The organism is Phenylobacterium sp., assembly GCF_035276905.1.
In the GTDB taxonomy this organism is placed as follows: domain Bacteria; phylum Pseudomonadota; class Alphaproteobacteria; order Caulobacterales; family Caulobacteraceae; genus Phenylobacterium.
This window is the reverse complement of record NZ_DATELG010000383.1, coordinates 1-15,403: the sequence shown is the minus strand read 5'-3', so window position 1 is coordinate 15,403 and position 15,403 is coordinate 1. Positions and strand designations below refer to the sequence as shown.

The 15,403-nt window shown below is 68.8% G+C and carries 12 protein-coding genes; 5 read left to right on the top strand and 7 right to left on the bottom strand.

Annotated features, from left to right (window positions below; translation table 11 throughout):
* Nucleotides 1-73: 73 nt before the first annotated feature.
* Nucleotides 74-529, bottom strand: a complete 456-nt coding sequence (queF, locus tag VJS38_RS18290) for a preQ(1) synthase (RefSeq protein WP_324089584.1) — start codon at nt 527-529, stop codon at nt 74-76.
* A gap of 269 nt (nt 530-798) precedes the next feature.
* Between queF and VJS38_RS18285 the strand changes: the two genes are divergently transcribed.
* Nucleotides 799-1,497, top strand: a complete 699-nt coding sequence (locus VJS38_RS18285; RefSeq protein ID WP_324089583.1) for a TorF family putative porin — start codon at nt 799-801, stop codon at nt 1,495-1,497.
* A 213-nt stretch (nt 1,498-1,710) separates the two neighbouring features.
* A complete protein-coding gene (locus VJS38_RS18280; protein ID WP_324089582.1) occupies nt 1,711-3,651 on the top strand; it encodes a nucleoside-diphosphate sugar epimerase/dehydratase in 1,941 nt (646 codons plus the stop codon).
* A gap of 122 nt (nt 3,652-3,773) precedes the next feature.
* Here VJS38_RS18280 and VJS38_RS18275 read toward each other — a convergent pair whose 3' ends face one another.
* Nucleotides 3,774-5,618: a phosphoenolpyruvate carboxykinase (GTP) gene (locus tag VJS38_RS18275; RefSeq protein WP_324089581.1), complete on the bottom strand. Its 1,845-nt coding sequence runs from the start codon at nt 5,616-5,618 to the stop codon at nt 3,774-3,776.
* Nucleotides 5,619-5,853: 235 nt separating this feature from the next.
* On the opposite strand from VJS38_RS18275, the gene VJS38_RS18270 reads away from it, so the two are divergent.
* Together VJS38_RS18270 and VJS38_RS18265 are read left to right on the top strand one after the other, a co-directional pair.
* Complete coding sequence (locus tag VJS38_RS18270) at nt 5,854-6,867, top strand: NAD-dependent epimerase/dehydratase family protein (RefSeq protein WP_324089580.1); 1,014 nt, start codon at nt 5,854-5,856, stop codon at nt 6,865-6,867.
* 74 nt (nt 6,868-6,941) lie between these two features.
* Nucleotides 6,942-7,157, top strand: a complete 216-nt coding sequence (locus VJS38_RS18265; protein WP_324089579.1) for a hypothetical protein — start codon at nt 6,942-6,944, stop codon at nt 7,155-7,157.
* Nucleotide 7,158: 1 nt separating this feature from the next.
* On the opposite strand, the gene VJS38_RS18260 is transcribed toward VJS38_RS18265, so the two are convergent.
* The 4 genes from VJS38_RS18260 to parC all read right to left on the bottom strand — a co-directional run bounded on the left by VJS38_RS18260 (nt 7,159) and on the right by parC (nt 13,112).
* Complete coding sequence (locus VJS38_RS18260; protein WP_324089578.1) at nt 7,159-8,448, bottom strand: nucleotide sugar dehydrogenase; 1,290 nt, start codon at nt 8,446-8,448, stop codon at nt 7,159-7,161.
* Between the two features lie 115 nt (nt 8,449-8,563).
* Nucleotides 8,564-9,415, bottom strand: coding sequence for a flagellin (locus VJS38_RS18255; protein ID WP_324089577.1), 852 nt, complete (start codon nt 9,413-9,415; stop codon nt 8,564-8,566).
* A 299-nt stretch (nt 9,416-9,714) separates the two neighbouring features.
* Nucleotides 9,715-10,584, bottom strand: a complete 870-nt coding sequence (locus VJS38_RS18250; RefSeq protein WP_324089576.1) for a DUF2189 domain-containing protein — start codon at nt 10,582-10,584, stop codon at nt 9,715-9,717.
* Between the two features lie 287 nt (nt 10,585-10,871).
* On the bottom strand, nt 10,872-13,112 hold the full coding sequence (gene parC / locus VJS38_RS18245) for a DNA topoisomerase IV subunit A (RefSeq protein ID WP_324089575.1): 2,241 nt from the start codon (nt 13,110-13,112) through the stop codon (nt 10,872-10,874).
* A gap of 207 nt (nt 13,113-13,319) precedes the next feature.
* Between parC and VJS38_RS18240 the strand changes: the two genes are divergently transcribed.
* Entirely contained in the window at nt 13,320-14,261 is a 942-nt protein-coding gene (locus tag VJS38_RS18240; RefSeq protein WP_324089574.1) for a GNAT family N-acetyltransferase, read from the top strand.
* A 755-nt stretch (nt 14,262-15,016) separates the two neighbouring features.
* On the opposite strand, the gene recO is transcribed toward VJS38_RS18240, so the two are convergent.
* A partial coding sequence (gene recO / locus VJS38_RS18235) for a DNA repair protein RecO (protein WP_324089573.1) occupies nt 15,017-15,403 on the bottom strand: 387 nt, incomplete at its 5' end.

Genomic DNA, 15,403 nt, shown 5'->3' with positions numbered 1-15,403 from the left:
GAGCCGCGGCAATGCCGACGCTTCGATTGGCGACGTTGCTTCGCCGTTAACCAATTCACCTTGAACGGAGCATTCAACCGCGCCCGCGATAAGGCGCGACCCCTTGATCCGGCAGCCAAAGACCATCCGGCGCCGGGCCCGTCTGCCAGAAGACGTCGATCGGGATCCCGCCCCGGGGATACCAGTAGCCGCCGATCCTCAGCCACCGGGGGGCGAGCTCCTGGGCCAGCCGGCGGCCGATCGCCACGGTGCAGTCCTCGTGGAATGCGCCATGGTTGCGGAACGAGGCCAGGTAGAGCTTGAGCGACTTGGACTCCACCAGCCAGCCGTCCGGAACATAGTCGATGACCAGGTGCGCGAAGTCCGGCTGGCCGGTCACCGGACAGAGCGAGGTGAATTCGGGAACTGTGAAACGCGCCAGGTAAAGGGCGTCCGGATGCGGGTTGGGCACGCGCTCCAGCACCGCCTCCTCGGGGCTGGCGAAGCCGCGGACCTCGCGCCCCAACTGAGTGAGATGGGTCTCTTCCATGCGGCCGCTTTACTCCGGCGCAAGGGGTGGAACAACGGCGAGCGGGTCCGACCGATTCCTCGCCAGCACGCCCGATCGGGGTCCTTCCCCGCCCCATCAACCAATGCTCAAGGAATGGGCGCCAGCTTCGCTTTATCGGCGAATTTTCGGGCGCCTGCCGAAAGGGCGGGCAGATGCGGCGACGCTGCGTTGATCCAAGCGCCACCGCCAGGAGGATGCCGCCAGGTCGCGCGGGGGAATCACGCCGGCCGAAAAACAAGGGGATAAGAATGAAGTCGCTGAAACTCTCGCTGCTGGCCGCCGTGGGCGCTCTCGCCTTCGCCGGCGCCGCTCACGCCGACGACGCCGGCCGACCGCTCGGCCTGGTGTTCAACGCCGGCGGCGCGACGGACTACATCTTCCGCGGCGTCAGCCAGACGCAGAACCAGCCCCAGGTGTTCGCCGGCGCCGACGTGACGATTGGCAAGATCGGCTACGCCGGCACCTGGTGGTCGAACATCGACTTCGGCGATTCGGCCGACACCGAATACGACCTGTACTTCGGCGTGAAGCCGACGCTCGGCCCGGTGACCTTCGACTTCGGCGCCATCCGCTACGGCTACCTGAAGGACCACAACGACTGGAGCTACTGGGAAGTGAAGGCGGCCGGCTCCGTCCCGGTCGGCCCGGCCACGATCGGCGCGGCCTTCTACTACTCGCCAAACACCACCGGTCCGGGCAATATCAACTCCTACTACTATGAGCTGAACGGCAGCGTGCCGATCCCGAACTCGAAGTTCTCGGTCAGCGGCGCCGTCGGCTACCAGCAGTACGAGGGCCCGGGCGACTACACGACCTGGAACCTCGGCGTCGGCTATGCGGTGACCGACAAGATCGGGCTCGACTTCCGCTACTGGGACACCAACGAGCACGACTTCGGCAAGATCTACAAGGCGCGCTTCGTCGCCGGCATCAAGGCGACCTTCTAGGACGCGCAAAAACCGCGACCTGAAAGTCACAGGCAGGGCCGGCGCGGTAACGCGGCGGCCTTTGTCAATTGCGTCCCTGCCGCGCACTTCCTAAGGTCCAGAAAGCCTCGGCTAAAGTTAATCGAAGCAAGGGAACGCCTCTTCGATTTGCTGGCGTCCTGGCGCACTCCGAGGGCTGTTCGCGGAGTTCCAAGAGTGAACGGAGTGCGGTCCATGCAGCGGATGGCTTTTCGGGCCCAGACCATCCTGCTCGACGCCCTGATCGCCGCCAGCGCTTTCGCCGCCGCCTACCTGATCGCTCCGCCCCGGCTGCACGGCCTGGCCCCCAACGGCCTGCCCTCGCTGACCCTGATCCAGCTGGTGGTGCTCTACGCGGCGCTCGCGGCGGGCTTCTCGCTGCTGTTCCGCCGCGAGCTCTCGCCCTGGCGCTACACCTCCATTCCCGACGCCGGCGTGCTGGCGCGAATCGCCGTGCTCACCGTCGGCGTCTTCCTGGTCTGGGTCTTCGTGCTCGACCGCGCCCGCAGCCTGCCGCGCCCGACGCTGTTCCTCGCGCCGCTGCTGCAGATGACCGGCTCGATGGGCGTGCGCATCATGCGCCGCGCGCTGCACGAGCACGCGCTCGGCTCCTTCGCCCCGTTCAACACGCTCAGCGACCGCGCCAGCCAGGCCCCGCCGCTGCTGCTGATCGGCCCGCCGGCCGCGGCCGACACCTATCTGCGCGACGTCGCCCGCAGCCATGACCGCACCTATTCGCCGGTCGGCATCGTCGCCGCCGAGCCGCGCGACGTCGGTCACCAAGTCCGCGGCGTCTGCATCATCGACAGCCTCGACAACCTCGAGGCCGCCCTGGCCGACCTGCGCCGCTGGAACCGCTATCCCCGCGCGATCCTGTTCCTCGAGGAGCCGACGCGGCTGAAGGGCCTCACCGCCGACCTGCTCGGGCGGCTGAAGAACGACGGCATCCGCCTCCTGCGCCTGCCGTCCATCGTCGAGCTGTCGCAGCACGACGGCGTCACCCTGGTGCCGATGCGCGACATCAACATCGAGGAGCTCCTGGCGCGCGATCCGATCCAGCTCGACCGGCGCGCCGTCGCTGGCCTGGTGCGCGGCCGGCGGGTGCTGGTCACCGGCGCGGGCGGCTCCATCGGCGCCGAGCTCTGCCGCCAGGCCGCGGCGTTCGAGTGCGCCCACATCACCCTGCTCGACTATTCCGAGACGGCGCTGTTCGAGATCGAGCGCGAGATGGCCGAGACCAATCCGCAGCTTTCGCGCCGCGCCCTGCTCTGCGACGTGCGAAACGCCACCCGCCTGACCCAGCTCTTCCAGGACGAGCAGCCGCATCTGGTGTTCCACGCCGCGGCGCTGAAGCACGTCTCGATGGTCGAGCGCCATCCCTGTGAAGGGGTGCTGACCAACGTCATCGGCACCTGGAACGTCGCTGAGGCCGCCCGCACCTGCGGGGCGCACCAGATGGTGCTGATCTCCACCGACAAGGCGGTCGACCCGACCAACGTCATGGGCGCGACCAAACGCCTGGCCGAATCGGTCATCGCCGCCCAGCAGAGCTCGGGCGGCGGCACGCGGTTCGCCGCGGTGCGGTTCGGCAACGTCCTGGGCTCGGCGGGCTCGGTCGTGCCGATCTTCAAGTCGCAGATCGAGCGCGGCGGCCCGGTCACCGTCACCCATCCGGAGATGGAACGGTTCTTCATGACCATCCCGGAGGCGGCGCAGCTGGTGTTGCACGCCACCGCCACCAACACCGAGGGCGACGGGCGCGACGCGCGGCTGTTCCTGCTGGAGATGGGCGCGCCGGTGCGCATCCTCGACCTCGCCCGGCAGATGATCGCGCTCTCGGGCCGCACGCCGGGCCGCGACATCGAGATCGAGATCACCGGCCTGCGCCCCGGCGAAAAGCTGACCGAGGCCCTGCTGGACGAGACCGAGCGCTCGGTCCCCTGCGCGCCGAAGGTGATGGAGGTCATCTCCGCCGCCGCCATGCGGGTGACGCCGGGCCACCTGACCGAGCTGCAGCGGCTGGCCGACCAGGGCGCGACCGACGACGTGCGCCGCGCCCTCTTCGGCCTGGTCGCCCAGATCCGCGGCGAGAAGCCCGGCGCGGCCCCCACGCTGCGGGTGGTGGCGAACCGGTAGGCGGGCTGAGAACCGCTTTTCCGACGGCGCCCTTCCCTCTCCCCCACTCGCTCCGCGCCGCGGACACGAAAAAAGCCGCGGGGTCGCCGCGGCCTTTCCGTTCCGATCTGGAGCGCTGAACCCTACTCGGCCGCGGCCATCGCCGGGCTGGCCTGCAGCCGCTTCACCAGCGCCTCGTACTGCTCCCACAGCGCCTTGGGCAGGCGGTCGCCGAAGGTCTCGTAGAACGGCGGGATCAGGGCGGCTTCCTGGCGCCAGATCTGCGGATCGACGCTCAGCAGCAGCGCCATCTGCTCGTCGGTGAGGCTGAGGCCCGAAATGTCCAGTTCGCCGGCCTTCGGCAGGCGGCCGATCGGCGTCTCGACGCCCTCCGCGCGGCCTTCCAGGCGGTCGACGATCCACTTCAGCACGCGGGAATTGTCGCCATATCCCGGCCAGACGAACTTGCCGCGCTCGTCCTTGCGGAACCAGTTGACGAAGTAGATGCGGGGCAGCTTCGCCGCATCGCCCTTGGCGCCCATCTTCAGCCAGTGGCCGAAATAGTCGCCCATGTTGTAGCCGCAGAACGGCAGCATGGCGAACGGGTCGCGGCGCAGCTCGCCGATGGCGTTCTCGGCCGCGGCCGTGCCTTCGGAGGCGACGTTCGAGGCCATGAAGACGCCGTGCGCCCAGTCGTGCGCCTCGCGCACGAGGGGCACCGCAGTGGCGCGCCGGCCGCCGAACAGGATGGCCGAGATCGGCACGCCGGCGGGGTCTTCCCATTCGGCGGCGGCCACCGGGCACTGCGAGGCCGGCACGGTGAAGCGGGCGTTCGGATGCGCGGCGGGCTCGGGGCTCGCCGGCGTCCAGTCGCGGCCGCGCCAGTCGATCAGGTGCGCGGGCGCTTCGGCGGTCAACCCTTCCCACCACACGTCGCCGTCGTCGGTCAGGGCCACGTTGGTGAAGATCGTATTGCCATACAGGGCGTCGATGGCGTTCTTGTTGGTCTCCACGCCGGTGCCCGGCGCCACGCCGAAGAAGCCGGCCTCCGGATTGACCGCATAGAGCCGGCCGTCGTCGCCGAAGCGCATCCAGCAGATGTCGTCGCCGATGGTCTCGGCCTTCCAGCCCGCCAGGGTCGGCTGCAGCATGGCCATGTTGGTCTTGCCGCAGGCGCTGGGGAAGGCGGCGGCGACGTAATGCGACCTGCCCTCCGGCGAGGTCAGCTTCAGGATCAGCATGTGCTCGGCGAGCCAGCCCTCGTCGCGGGCCATGACCGAGGCGATGCGCAGCGCGAAACACTTCTTGCCCAGCAGCGCGTTGCCGCCGTAGCCCGAGCCGTAGGACCAGATCTCCCGGGTCTCCGGGAAGTGGACGATGTACTTGGTCTCGTTGCACGGCCAGGCCACGTCCGCCTGGCCCGCGGCCAGCGGATAGCCGACGGTGTGGACGGCCGGCACAAAAAAGCCGTCCTCGCCGAGCTGGTCGAGGGCGGCTTGGCCCATGCGGGTCATGATCCGCATCGAGACGGCCACGTAGGCCGAATCGGTGATCTCCACGCCGATGGCGCTGATTTTCGAGCCGAGCGGGCCCATGCAGAACGGCACCACGTACATGGTGCGGCCGTTCATGGCGCCTTTGAACAGCCCGTTCAGGGTGGCCCGCATCTCCGCGGGTTCCTGCCAGTTGTTCGTCGGCCCGGCGTCCACCTGTTTCTCGGAACAGATGTAGGTCCGGCTCTCGACCCGGGCGACGTCGCTGGGGTCGGAGGCGGCGTAGAACGAGTTCGGCCGCTTGGCCGGGTTCAGGCGCTTCAGCGTGCCAGCGTCGACCAGCTCCTGCGTCAGCCGGTTCCATTCATCCTCGGAGCCGTCGCACCATACGACGCGCGCCGGCTGCGTGAGCTCGGCGATCGTCCGTACCCATTCGATAAGTTTCTGATTTTTCGTCGGCGCGGGCGTCAGGCCCGGCACGTTAGGTTGCGACATCAATTAACTCCGTAGTCCCGTGGGACAGTGCGACGCCCGCCGCCCGCACGGTCAAAATCGAACACCTGACTGACGCCGAAGCGCGCCCTTGCATGCCGCGAGCCAAGATCCGTGGCTACGCCGTCAACGCGCCACGGAGCTGATTGGATCAGCAGCCTCATTCACTTACGCTCGACCGAGCGTGCCCGCTCGCGTACCCCATGCGGCCGCCCACGTCACTATTCTTGGAGGCAATATGACCGTCCTGGTCACAGGATCTGCGGGTTTTATCGGCTTCCACCTGAGCCGGCGTCTGCTGGAATGCGGAGATCCGGTCATCGGCGTCGACAATCTCAACGCCTACTACGACCCGGCCCTGAAGGCGGCGAGGCTCGCATTGCTGGAGGGCTACGAGGGCTACCGCCACGCCCGGCTGGACCTGGCCGACCGCGAGGGCATGGGCGCCCTGTTCGCCGAGACGCGGCCGACGGTGGTGGTCAACCTCGCCGCCCAGGCCGGCGTCCGCTACAGCCTGGAGAAGCCCGAAGCCTATGTGGACGCCAACGTGGTCGGCTTCCTGAACGTGCTGGAGGGCTGCCGCGCGGTGCAGCCCAAGCATCTGGTCTACGCCTCGACGAGCTCGGTCTACGGGGCCAACGGCAAGTTGCCGTTCAACGTCCACGACAGCGCCACCCACCCGATCACCCTCTATGCGGCGACCAAGCTGGCCAACGAGACCATGGCGCACAGCTATTCCCACCTGTTCTCGATCCCGGCGACGGGCTTCCGGTTTTTCACCGTCTACGGACCTTGGGGGCGGCCGGACATGGCGCTCTTCAAGTTCACCGACGCGATCCTGAAAGGCCGCCCGATCGACGTCTACGGCGAGGGGAAGATGCAGCGCGACTTCACCTATGTCGACGACATCGTCGACGGGCTGATGGCGGCGATCGCCCGGCCGGCGCAGATCGACCCGTCCTGGGATCCCGAGAAGCCGGACCCGGCCACCAGCGGCGTCGCCCCCTGGCGGATCCTCAACCTCGGCGCCTCGCGGCGCGTCGAGCTGATGCGCTACATCGAGGTCCTGGAGGAGAAGCTGGGGCGCAAGGCCGAACTCAACCTGATGCCGATGCAGGCCGGCGACGTCGCCCGTACCGAGGCCGACACCGAGGCCACCCGTGCGGCGCTGGATTATGCCCCAGCCACCTCGATCGAAATCGGCGTCGGCCACTTTGTTGACTGGTATCTTAACTACTATGGCCACAATTGATGCGGCAGTAGGCCGCACGGCCTGCGGCTGTAGGCCAACTGGCGCCGGCGACTTGAAATCACCACGATTTACGCATGCACGATCCCAGCGAAGCGACGTCGGCGACTCATTTCCCCGCGCGGAAGCCGCGAAGCGCCGGCGGATTCCGTCTGGCGGCGCGCGCGCCGGGGCCGGAGACGCCCGACCGCCGCGATCGCGCCGGCGCGCGCACGGGCATGATCATCCTGCTGGCGGGCGGCGCGGGCTTCTGGGGCCTGGTGGCGGTCGTCGCGGCCCACCTGCTGCACTGACCTAAAGGCGCCAGTCGGCCGCGTCCCTCGGCAAGAGCCCTTTCACGTCGAACACCGCTGCGTCCGGCCGCCCCAGCGCGCGGATCTTTTCCGGCCCCAGCTCGGCGAACTGACGGTGCGCCACCGCGACCACGACCGCGTCGTAGGCGCCCTTCGCCGGGGTCTCGATCAATTCGATCCCGTACTCGCGGCGAGCGTCGCCCGCCGGGATCCAGGGATCCCAGACCTCGACCGTCGCCTGGTAGTCGGCGAGCTCGCGGACGATGTCGATCACCCGCGTGTTGCGCAGGTCCGGCGTGTTCTCCTTGAAGGCCAGGCCCATCACCAGCACCCGCGCGCCCTTCACCGGCGAGCCGCGGCGGACCAGCTGCTTGATCAGCTCGCGGGCGATGTAGCCGCCCATGTCGTCGTTGATCCGCCGTCCGGCGAGGATCACCTCGGGGTGATAGCCCAGCGCCTCGGCCTTGTGGGTCAGGTAGTAGGGGTCGACGCCGATGCAGTGGCCGCCGACCAGGCCCGGCCGGAAGTTCAGGAAGTTCCACTTGGTGCCGGCGGCGGCGAGCACCTCGGCGGTGTCGATCCCCAGCCGGTGGAAGATCAAGGCGAACTCGTTGATCAGGGCGATGTTCAGGTCACGCTGGGTGTTCTCGATCACCTTGGCCGCCTCGGCGACCTTGATCGAGCTGGCCCGGTGGGTGCCGGCGGCGACGATCCCGGCGTAGAGCGCGTCGACGAAGTCGGCGGCCTCGCGCGTCGAGCCGGCGGTCACCTTGACGATGTTGGCCAGCCGGTGCTGCAAATCGCCGGGGTTGGCCCGCTCGGGACTGTAGCCGGCGTAGAAGTCGCGATTGAAGGCAAGGCCCGAGACCGCTTCCACCACCGGCACGCAGTCGTCCTCGGTGGCGCCGGGATAGACGGTGCTCTCGTAGATCACCACCCCGCCCGCCTGGATCGCCCGCCCGACGGTGCGGCTGGCGGCGATGAGGGCGCTCAGGTCGGGCCGCTTGTGGGCGTCGATCGGCGTCGGCACCGTGACGACGAAGACGTTGCAGCCGGCAAGGTCGGCCTCGTCGGCGCTGACTGTCAGGCCGCGCGCCGCCGCCAGCTCCTCGGCGGAGACCTCCAGCGTGCGGTCGCGCCCGGCGCGCAACTCCGCCACCCGCCCGGGATCGAGGTCGAAGCCGACCACCTCGTGCTGTGCGGCGAAGGCCAGGGCCAGCGGCAGCCCGACATAGCCCAGCCCCAGCACGGCGATCTTCGCTGGCGTCCGGGTGAAGGGGTTCTGCAGCATCGGGGTCTCGGCGGCGGCTCTTGGGGGCGGCCGCTGACTAGCATGCTTCGGGGCGAACAGGCGAACGCCGGCGGAGCCTGAGCTCCGCCGGCGCAGCGGCTTGCGCCCGTCAGGCTTAGCGGAACAGCGACATCAGGGGCGACGTCGACTGGTTGGCGATCGACAGCGCCTGGATGCCCAGCTGCTGCTTGGTCTGCAACGCCTGCAGCTTGGCGCTTTCCTTGGCGAGGTCGGCGTCCACCAGGTTGCCGACGCCGGCGTCCAGGCTATCCTGCAGCTTGCCGACGAAGGTGAGGTGCGAGGCGAGCGACTTCGAGCCGGTGCCCAGCTTGGAAAGCGCGCTGGAGACGTTGACGATCGCGCTGTTCACCGTGGCGATCATGTTATGCGCCGCCGTCGCCGTGCCGATCGTGGCGGTCGCGCTGATGCCCGAAGCCCCGCCCAGGGTGACCGAACCCAGCGACAGGTCCTGCGCCGCCACCGTGATGAACTGGGTGCCGTCGGCGTTGGCCAAGGCCATGACGGTGGTCGCGTTGGAGGCGGTCGCCTTGATCATGTTAGCGCCGTTGAAATCGGCGTTGTCCACGGCCTTCTGGATCTGGTCGCGCAGCGACTTGAAGTCGTCGTTCAGCGCGATCCGGCTGTTGGTGTCGAGCGTGGTGTCCGAGGCGGCCAGCGCTTTCGACTTCATCTGCAGCAGCAGGTCGGAGACCGTCTCGCCGGCCGACAAGGCGACGTCGACGGTGGACGAGCCGCGCTGCAGCGAGTCCTTGACGGCGTTCAGCGACTGGGAGGTGGCCCGCTGGTTCTGGGCGATGGCCCAGATGGCGCCGTCGTCCTTGGCCGAGGCGACCTTCATGCCCGTATTGATGCGCGTCTGGGTTGTCGAAAGGTCGGCCTGGGTGGCGCTGAGGTTCTGGAGCGCGGCCATGGCGCTCACGTTGGTGTTCACGCTATTCATCGGCACTGGGAAAACTTCCTTCGTTCGAGGGGCTGGTCAGCGTTTTGCCGACCCGGGGCCTTTTGCCCGGACGAAGACGACGCAAGCCCCGCGCCACCCGGCAAAAACGGAAAGGGCTCGGGTTTTTCCGAGCCCCAACTTGCCGCGCGGCAAAGTCTGCCGAGTCGAAACAGCCCGTCGGCAAGAGATGCCGACCAAGCGCCGCTGCGGCCTCGAGCCGCCGACGAAAACGGCCGGCGGCGGAAAGCCGGCCGGCCGTCAAAGCATTGCTGCAATCAGGACTTGCAGCGCGAGCCCGACAAGGCTCAGCCGCCGTCCACCAGCCGCCGATAGAGATGCCAGGAGGCGTGGCCGAAGAGCGGCATGACGAAGATCAGGCCTGCGAGGGCCGGGATCGAGCCGGCGATCAGGGCGGCGGCGATAATGAATCCCCACACCGCCATCGTCACCGGATTGGTCGCGACCGCGCGCATGGAGGTGCGAATGGCCTCGCCGACGCTGACGTCGCGGTCGAGCAGCAGCGGGAACGAGATCGCGCTGATGGCGAAGGTGAAGGCCGCGAACAGGAAGCCCACGCCCATGCCGATGACGATCATCGCCCAGCCGGGGCCGGTGGTGAAGACGTCGCGCAGGAAGCTCGCCAGCGAGGCCGGCGGCTGCGGGCCGAGCGTCGCGGCGTAGATGCCCCAGGCCGCCGCCAGCCAGGCCAGGAAGATCAGGCCGAGGATCGCCCCCATGCCCAGGATTGAGCTCAACGCCGGCGACTTGCGAACCTCGAACGGCGTCGACCAGTGCGCCTCCTGTCCCGCCTCCAGCCGCCGGCTGACCTCGTAAAGGCCGACCGCAGCCAGCGGCCCCAAGAGCGCGAAGCCGGAAAGCAGCGGCAGGACCAGGGGCAGCATGTTCAGGTTGAAGGCCAGCCGACCGATCACCAGCCCGGCGATCGGATAGATCAAGGCGATGAAGATCACGTCGGACCGGGCGACGCCGAGGTCGTGGAGCCCCTCGCGCAGGGAGGCCCACAGATCCCCGAGGGCGATTCGACGGACCCGCGGCGGCGCGGCCGTGTGCAGGCGCGGCGGCGCGAGGACGGCTCTACGGATGTCCGTCGCGGCCCAGCTGAACCGCTCGAAGATGTATTCGAGGGGATTTTCGACGTGGTTTGGCGCCGGCATGCTCTTCCTCCCGAGCCTTGGCGTTCGGGTGGCGGTCATAGCGCCGGCCGACAGGTCTCGGCCGACGGCGGCCACAACCCTTCAGGAGCAGGACGGTAACACGACTCCTCGGCTGCGCGACAGGGGGCAGGAGCAGCCATTCCGAATGTCGCTGGAGGGTGGAAGCCACCCCTTATTTGCCGCTCGTCCCCGCGAAAGCGGGGATCCAGGCTTTTTTGGGAAACCAAGAAGGCGTCAGCCGCACAGAAACAAGAGAACGGACCTTCGGTTTGCCAGGCGCCGCCGCCCTATTTCGGCCGGAACCGCTTGCTGGCCGGGAACCCCTTGGGCGCGAGCTTGCCGGCGCCGGCTCTGCGGCCGAGCCATTCGCGCCACTCCGGCCAGGCGCGGGTGCGCCCGTCGGCGGTGGTCCAGGCCGCCCCGTCCTCGCCCTTGAACACCAGGGCGTCGCGCAGGCCGCCTTCGCGATAGGCCTGCAGCTTGACGCCCTTGCCGCGCGGCATCTCCGGCAGCTCGTCGGTCGGGAAGATCAGGATCTTGCCGTTGTCGCCGATCACCGCCAGGTGGTCGCCGCTCAGCGGCAGCGAGACGGCCGCCCCTTTGGCGCCGGCGTTCAGCACCTGCTTGCCGGCCCTACGGAAAGCGATCGCCTCGTCCTCGGGCAGGACGAAGCCGTAGCCCTCCTTCGAGGCCAGCACGCGCTTGGCCCCCGGCCGGTGCACGAAGACGTCGACGAGTTCGACCTTGTCGTCGAGGTCGATCATCAGCCGCAGCGGCTCGCCGTGGCCGCGCCCGCCCGGCAGCTTGTCGCAGCCCAGGGTGAAGAAGCGCCCGTCGGAGGCGAAGATCAAAAGCTTGTCGGTGGTCTCGGCCGGGACCAGGAAGGCCAGCTTGTCGCCTTCCTTGAACTTCAGCTCCGAGGGGTCCTCGACCCGGCCCTTGGACGCGCGGATCCAGCCGCGCTCGGAAAGGATCACGGTAATCGGCTCGCGCACGATCATCGCCTCGATGGCCGCCTCGGCGTCGACCTGGGGCGCGTCGGCGAACACCGAGCGGCGGACGTTCAGCTCGCCCAGCGCCGCCTTCACGTGGCGAAGGCCCTTGCCCACCAGCTTCCACTGGGCGGCCTCGGAGCCGAGCATCTTGAGGATGCCGTCGCGCTCTTCGGCGAGCTCGGCGTGCTCGCGGCGGATCTCCATCTCCTCGAGCTTGGCCAGTTGGCGCAGGCGGGTGTTAAGGATGGCGTCGGCCTGGATCTCCGAAAGCGCGAAGGTCTCGATCAGCTTTTCCTTCGGCTTGTCCTCGTAGCGGACGATGCGGATTACCTCGTCGAGGTTGAGGTAGGCGATCATCAGCCCGTCGAGGATGTGCAGCCGGGCCTCGATCTTCTCCAGCCGGTGGCGGGCGCGCCGGACCAGCACCTCGCGCCGGTGATCGAGGAACGCCTTCAACACCCCCTTCAGGCCCATCACGCCGGGCGTGCCCTTGGCGTCGAGGACGTTGATGTTGACCGAGAAGCGGGTCTCCAGGTCGGAGAGCTTGAACAGGCTCTCCATCAGCACTTCGGGTTCGACGTTGCGATTCTTGGGTTCGAGGACGAGCCGCACGTCCTCGGCGGACTCGTCGCGCACGTCGCCCAGCAACGGCGCCTTCTTGTTCTCGATCAGCTCGGCGAGCTGCTCGACCAGGTCGGCCTTCTTCACCTGGTACGGGATCTGGGTGACGACGATCTGGTACACGCCGCGGCCCTGGTCCTCCTTGCTCCAGGCAGCGCGCATCCGCACCCCGCCGCGGCCGGTCTCATAGGTGTCGAGCAGGGAGGCCCGCGGCTCGACGATCACTCCGCCGGTCGGAAAGTCCGGCCCCTGGACGTGGGTCATCAGCGCCTCGGTCGAGGCGTCGGGCTGGTCCAGCAGCAGCAGGCAGGCGTCGATCAGCTCGCCGGCGTTGTGCGGCGGGATCGAGGTCGCCATGCCGACCGCGATGCCGGTGGTGCCGTTGGCCAAGAGGTTCGGGAAGCCGGTCGGCAGGACCACCGGCTCCTCGTCCTGGCCGTCGTAGGTCGGCTTGAAGTCGACGGCGTCCTCGTCGATGCCGTCCAGCAGCAGCATCGCCGCCTCGGTCAGCCGCGCCTCTGTGTAGCGCATGGCTGCGGCGTTATCGCCGTCGATGTTGCCGAAGTTCCCCTGCCCGTCCGCCAGCGGATAGCGCTGGGCGAAGTGCTGGGCCATGCGCACCAGGGTGTCGTAGATCGCCTGGTCCCCGTGCGGATGGTAGCCGCCCATCACCTCGCCCACGACCTTCGCACATTTGCGCGGCGCGGAGTCGGGGTTCAGCCGCATTTCGCGCATGGCGTAGAGCACGCGCCGCTGCACCGGCTTCAGGCCGTCGCGCACGTCCGGCAGCGCCCGGTCGGTGATGACGCTCAGCGCATAAGCCAGGTAGCGCCGCGACAGCGCTTCCGACAGCGGCTCGTTGATGATGCGGTCGCCGTCCCCGTCGGACGGCGGAGGGGTATGCACGGTCATGGGCAGAATCACAGGCGGTTTGGCCGGACAGGTTAGCCGGTTTGCAGGCCCTGCGTCCCTGCGACTCGCGCATCCAGTGCTTGCTAATTGTTTCCGTGGGGAGTTGTCCCAGACTCGCCTCGCCCGCATTGCGCCCATGCTGGGTGGAAGGGTGAGCGCATGGGTTTTTCTGGTTATGTTACGCCTATCGACCAGAGAAAGCCCGGCATGGACATTGACATCCGCCCCCTCCGCCAGCAGGACCTGCCGCAGGCCGACCGCATCTTCCGCCTCGCATTCGGAACCTTCCTCGGACTGCCCGACCCGCTCGCGTTCGCGGGCGACGCCGACCTGGTGACGACGCGATGGCGCGCTCGCCCGGACGCGGCGCTCGGGGCCTATGTGGACGATCAGCTGGTCGGCTCGAACTTCGCCGCGGACTGGGGCGGTTTCGGCTACTTCGGCCCCCTGACGGTGCGGCCGGACCTCTGGGACCGCGGCGTCGCCCGGCGGCTGCTCGCCGCGACGATGGAGCTCTTCGAGTCCTGGCGAACGCCGCAGCTCGGCCTGTTCACCTTTCCGCACAGCCCCAAACACCTAGGGCTCTACGGCAAGTACGGCTTTCACAAGCATGACCTCACGCCGGTGATGTCCAAGCCGGTCCAGGCGCAAACAAGCGGAGCGGCCTGGTCGGCCTACTCGGCCCTCGCGCCCGAGGCCCGCGCGGCGAGCCTTAGCGCCTGCCGCGCCCTCGCCGATGCGGTGAGCTCGGGGCTGGACCTGAGCGGGGAGATCCGCGCCGTTGCAGAACTCGGACTCGGCGACACGGTGCTCGTTCACGACGGCGCCGATCTCGCGGGCTTTGCGGTCTGTCACGTCGGCGCGGGCAGCGAGGCCGGCTCAGGAGCCCTCTACGTCAAGTTCGGGGCGGCGCGGCCGGGCGGAGACGCGGCTCGCAACTTCGATCGCCTGCTCTCAGCCTGCGAGGCGTTCGCCCACACGCGCGGCGCCGAGAAGATGGTCGCCGGGGTCAACGCCGCACGCAAGGACGCCTGCCGCGCGATGACCGAGCGCGGCTTCAGCACGGTCCAGGAGGGCGTGGCCATGCAGCGCCCCAACCAGCCCGGACACAACCGCCCCGACTGCTTCGTCATCGACGACTGGCGCTGATCGGTTCCGATAACCACGCTCCTTCGGCGATCCTTAGGGCTGGGGTCCCACGCTGACCCGCTGGCTGGCGGCTCTCCGCCGTGACCTCCAGGGACGCGATGCTCACCCAGAACTTCCGCACCAGCGCCCAGAGCGCGCTGATCTCCTCGATCATGGCGGTCTCGACCTTCGCGCTGGTGATCGGGCCCGACGGCGTCCGCTACGGCGCGCTGGCGGCCCTCCTGGTGCTGGCGCCGGCGGCCATGCTGTCGTTCCGCATCGGCTCGGTGAAGGCGCCCGACGTCGATCCGGCGACCCTCAAGACCCTGGAGGTGACGCCGGCGCCGCGCGTCGACCAGGCGGTGATCGCCGCGGCCTGGCTGGGCGTGGCCGGCGCGCTGGTCGTGGGCCTTGCCGCTATCGACCGCTTCGGCCTCCCGGGCGGCCTGCCGCTCAGGCTCGCGGGCATTGCTGCCGCCGGGTTCATGGCGTTCGGCGCGAGCCCGGTGATCGCCGCCCTGCTTCGGCCCTGGCCGATGGTCGAGATCGGCCAGGCCGGGCTGAAGCTTACGGCCACACGCCTGATCCGCTGGAAGGACATCGACGAGGCGCGGGTCACGAGCCTCGGCGTCCACCGCCTGGTGATCCGGCTGAAGCCCTCGCCGCGCGATCCGGGCGGCCCGCCGCAGATCGTCCGCGTGCGCCTGCCGGCCGTGCTTGAACCCTGGATGCGCGACGCCGCCGCGACCCTGATCGAGCGCAACCTGGCCGCCGCGTCAGAGACGCCCCGCCTCGGCGAGGCGGTCGACAAGCCAAAGGCGCGCCGGCGGCAGGGGGCGATTAAGCGGATTGAAGATAAACGCTTCCAGGAAGTGCCCCGTGAGGGCGAGGCCCGCGCCCACGTCGCCGGGAACTAGGCCGGCCTGCGCCCCCAGGAGGAAGGGCGGAAGCTTGAGCATCCGGTCCTTGTAAGGCTCGCCGGCCTCGCGGCTGACGGCGCGCCCGGTCCGGGGGCTCACATAGATCAGGTCGTCGAGCGTCCCCGTCGCGGCGCACTTCGAAAGGTCCAGGCCGAAGCCCAGATCCTGCAGCAGGCCCGCCTCGAAGCGCACGAAGACCGCCGGCCAGACCTCCGGATGCGCGAGCGCGCGCGTGAACGCCTC

What these genes read in the sequence shown, in the direction of transcription:
- queF (WP_324089584.1), bottom strand. Translation starts at nt 529, where the DNA reads ATGGAAGAGACCCATCTCACTCAGTTGGGGCGCGAGGTCCGCGGCTTC.
- VJS38_RS18285 (WP_324089583.1), top strand. Translation starts at nt 799, where the DNA reads ATGAAGTCGCTGAAACTCTCGCTGCTGGCCGCCGTGGGCGCTCTCGCC.
- VJS38_RS18280 (WP_324089582.1), top strand. Translation starts at nt 1,711, where the DNA reads ATGCAGCGGATGGCTTTTCGGGCCCAGACCATCCTGCTCGACGCCCTG.
- VJS38_RS18275 (WP_324089581.1), bottom strand. Translation starts at nt 5,618, where the DNA reads ATGTCGCAACCTAACGTGCCGGGCCTGACGCCCGCGCCGACGAAAAAT.
- VJS38_RS18270 (WP_324089580.1), top strand. Translation starts at nt 5,854, where the DNA reads ATGACCGTCCTGGTCACAGGATCTGCGGGTTTTATCGGCTTCCACCTG.
- VJS38_RS18265 (WP_324089579.1), top strand. Translation starts at nt 6,942, where the DNA reads ATGCACGATCCCAGCGAAGCGACGTCGGCGACTCATTTCCCCGCGCGG.
- VJS38_RS18260 (WP_324089578.1), bottom strand. Translation starts at nt 8,448, where the DNA reads ATGCTGCAGAACCCCTTCACCCGGACGCCAGCGAAGATCGCCGTGCTG.
- VJS38_RS18250 (WP_324089576.1), bottom strand. Translation starts at nt 10,584, where the DNA reads ATGCCGGCGCCAAACCACGTCGAAAATCCCCTCGAATACATCTTCGAG.
- parC (WP_324089575.1), bottom strand. Translation starts at nt 13,112, where the DNA reads ATGACCGTGCATACCCCTCCGCCGTCCGACGGGGACGGCGACCGCATC.
- VJS38_RS18240 (WP_324089574.1), top strand. Translation starts at nt 13,320, where the DNA reads ATGGACATTGACATCCGCCCCCTCCGCCAGCAGGACCTGCCGCAGGCC.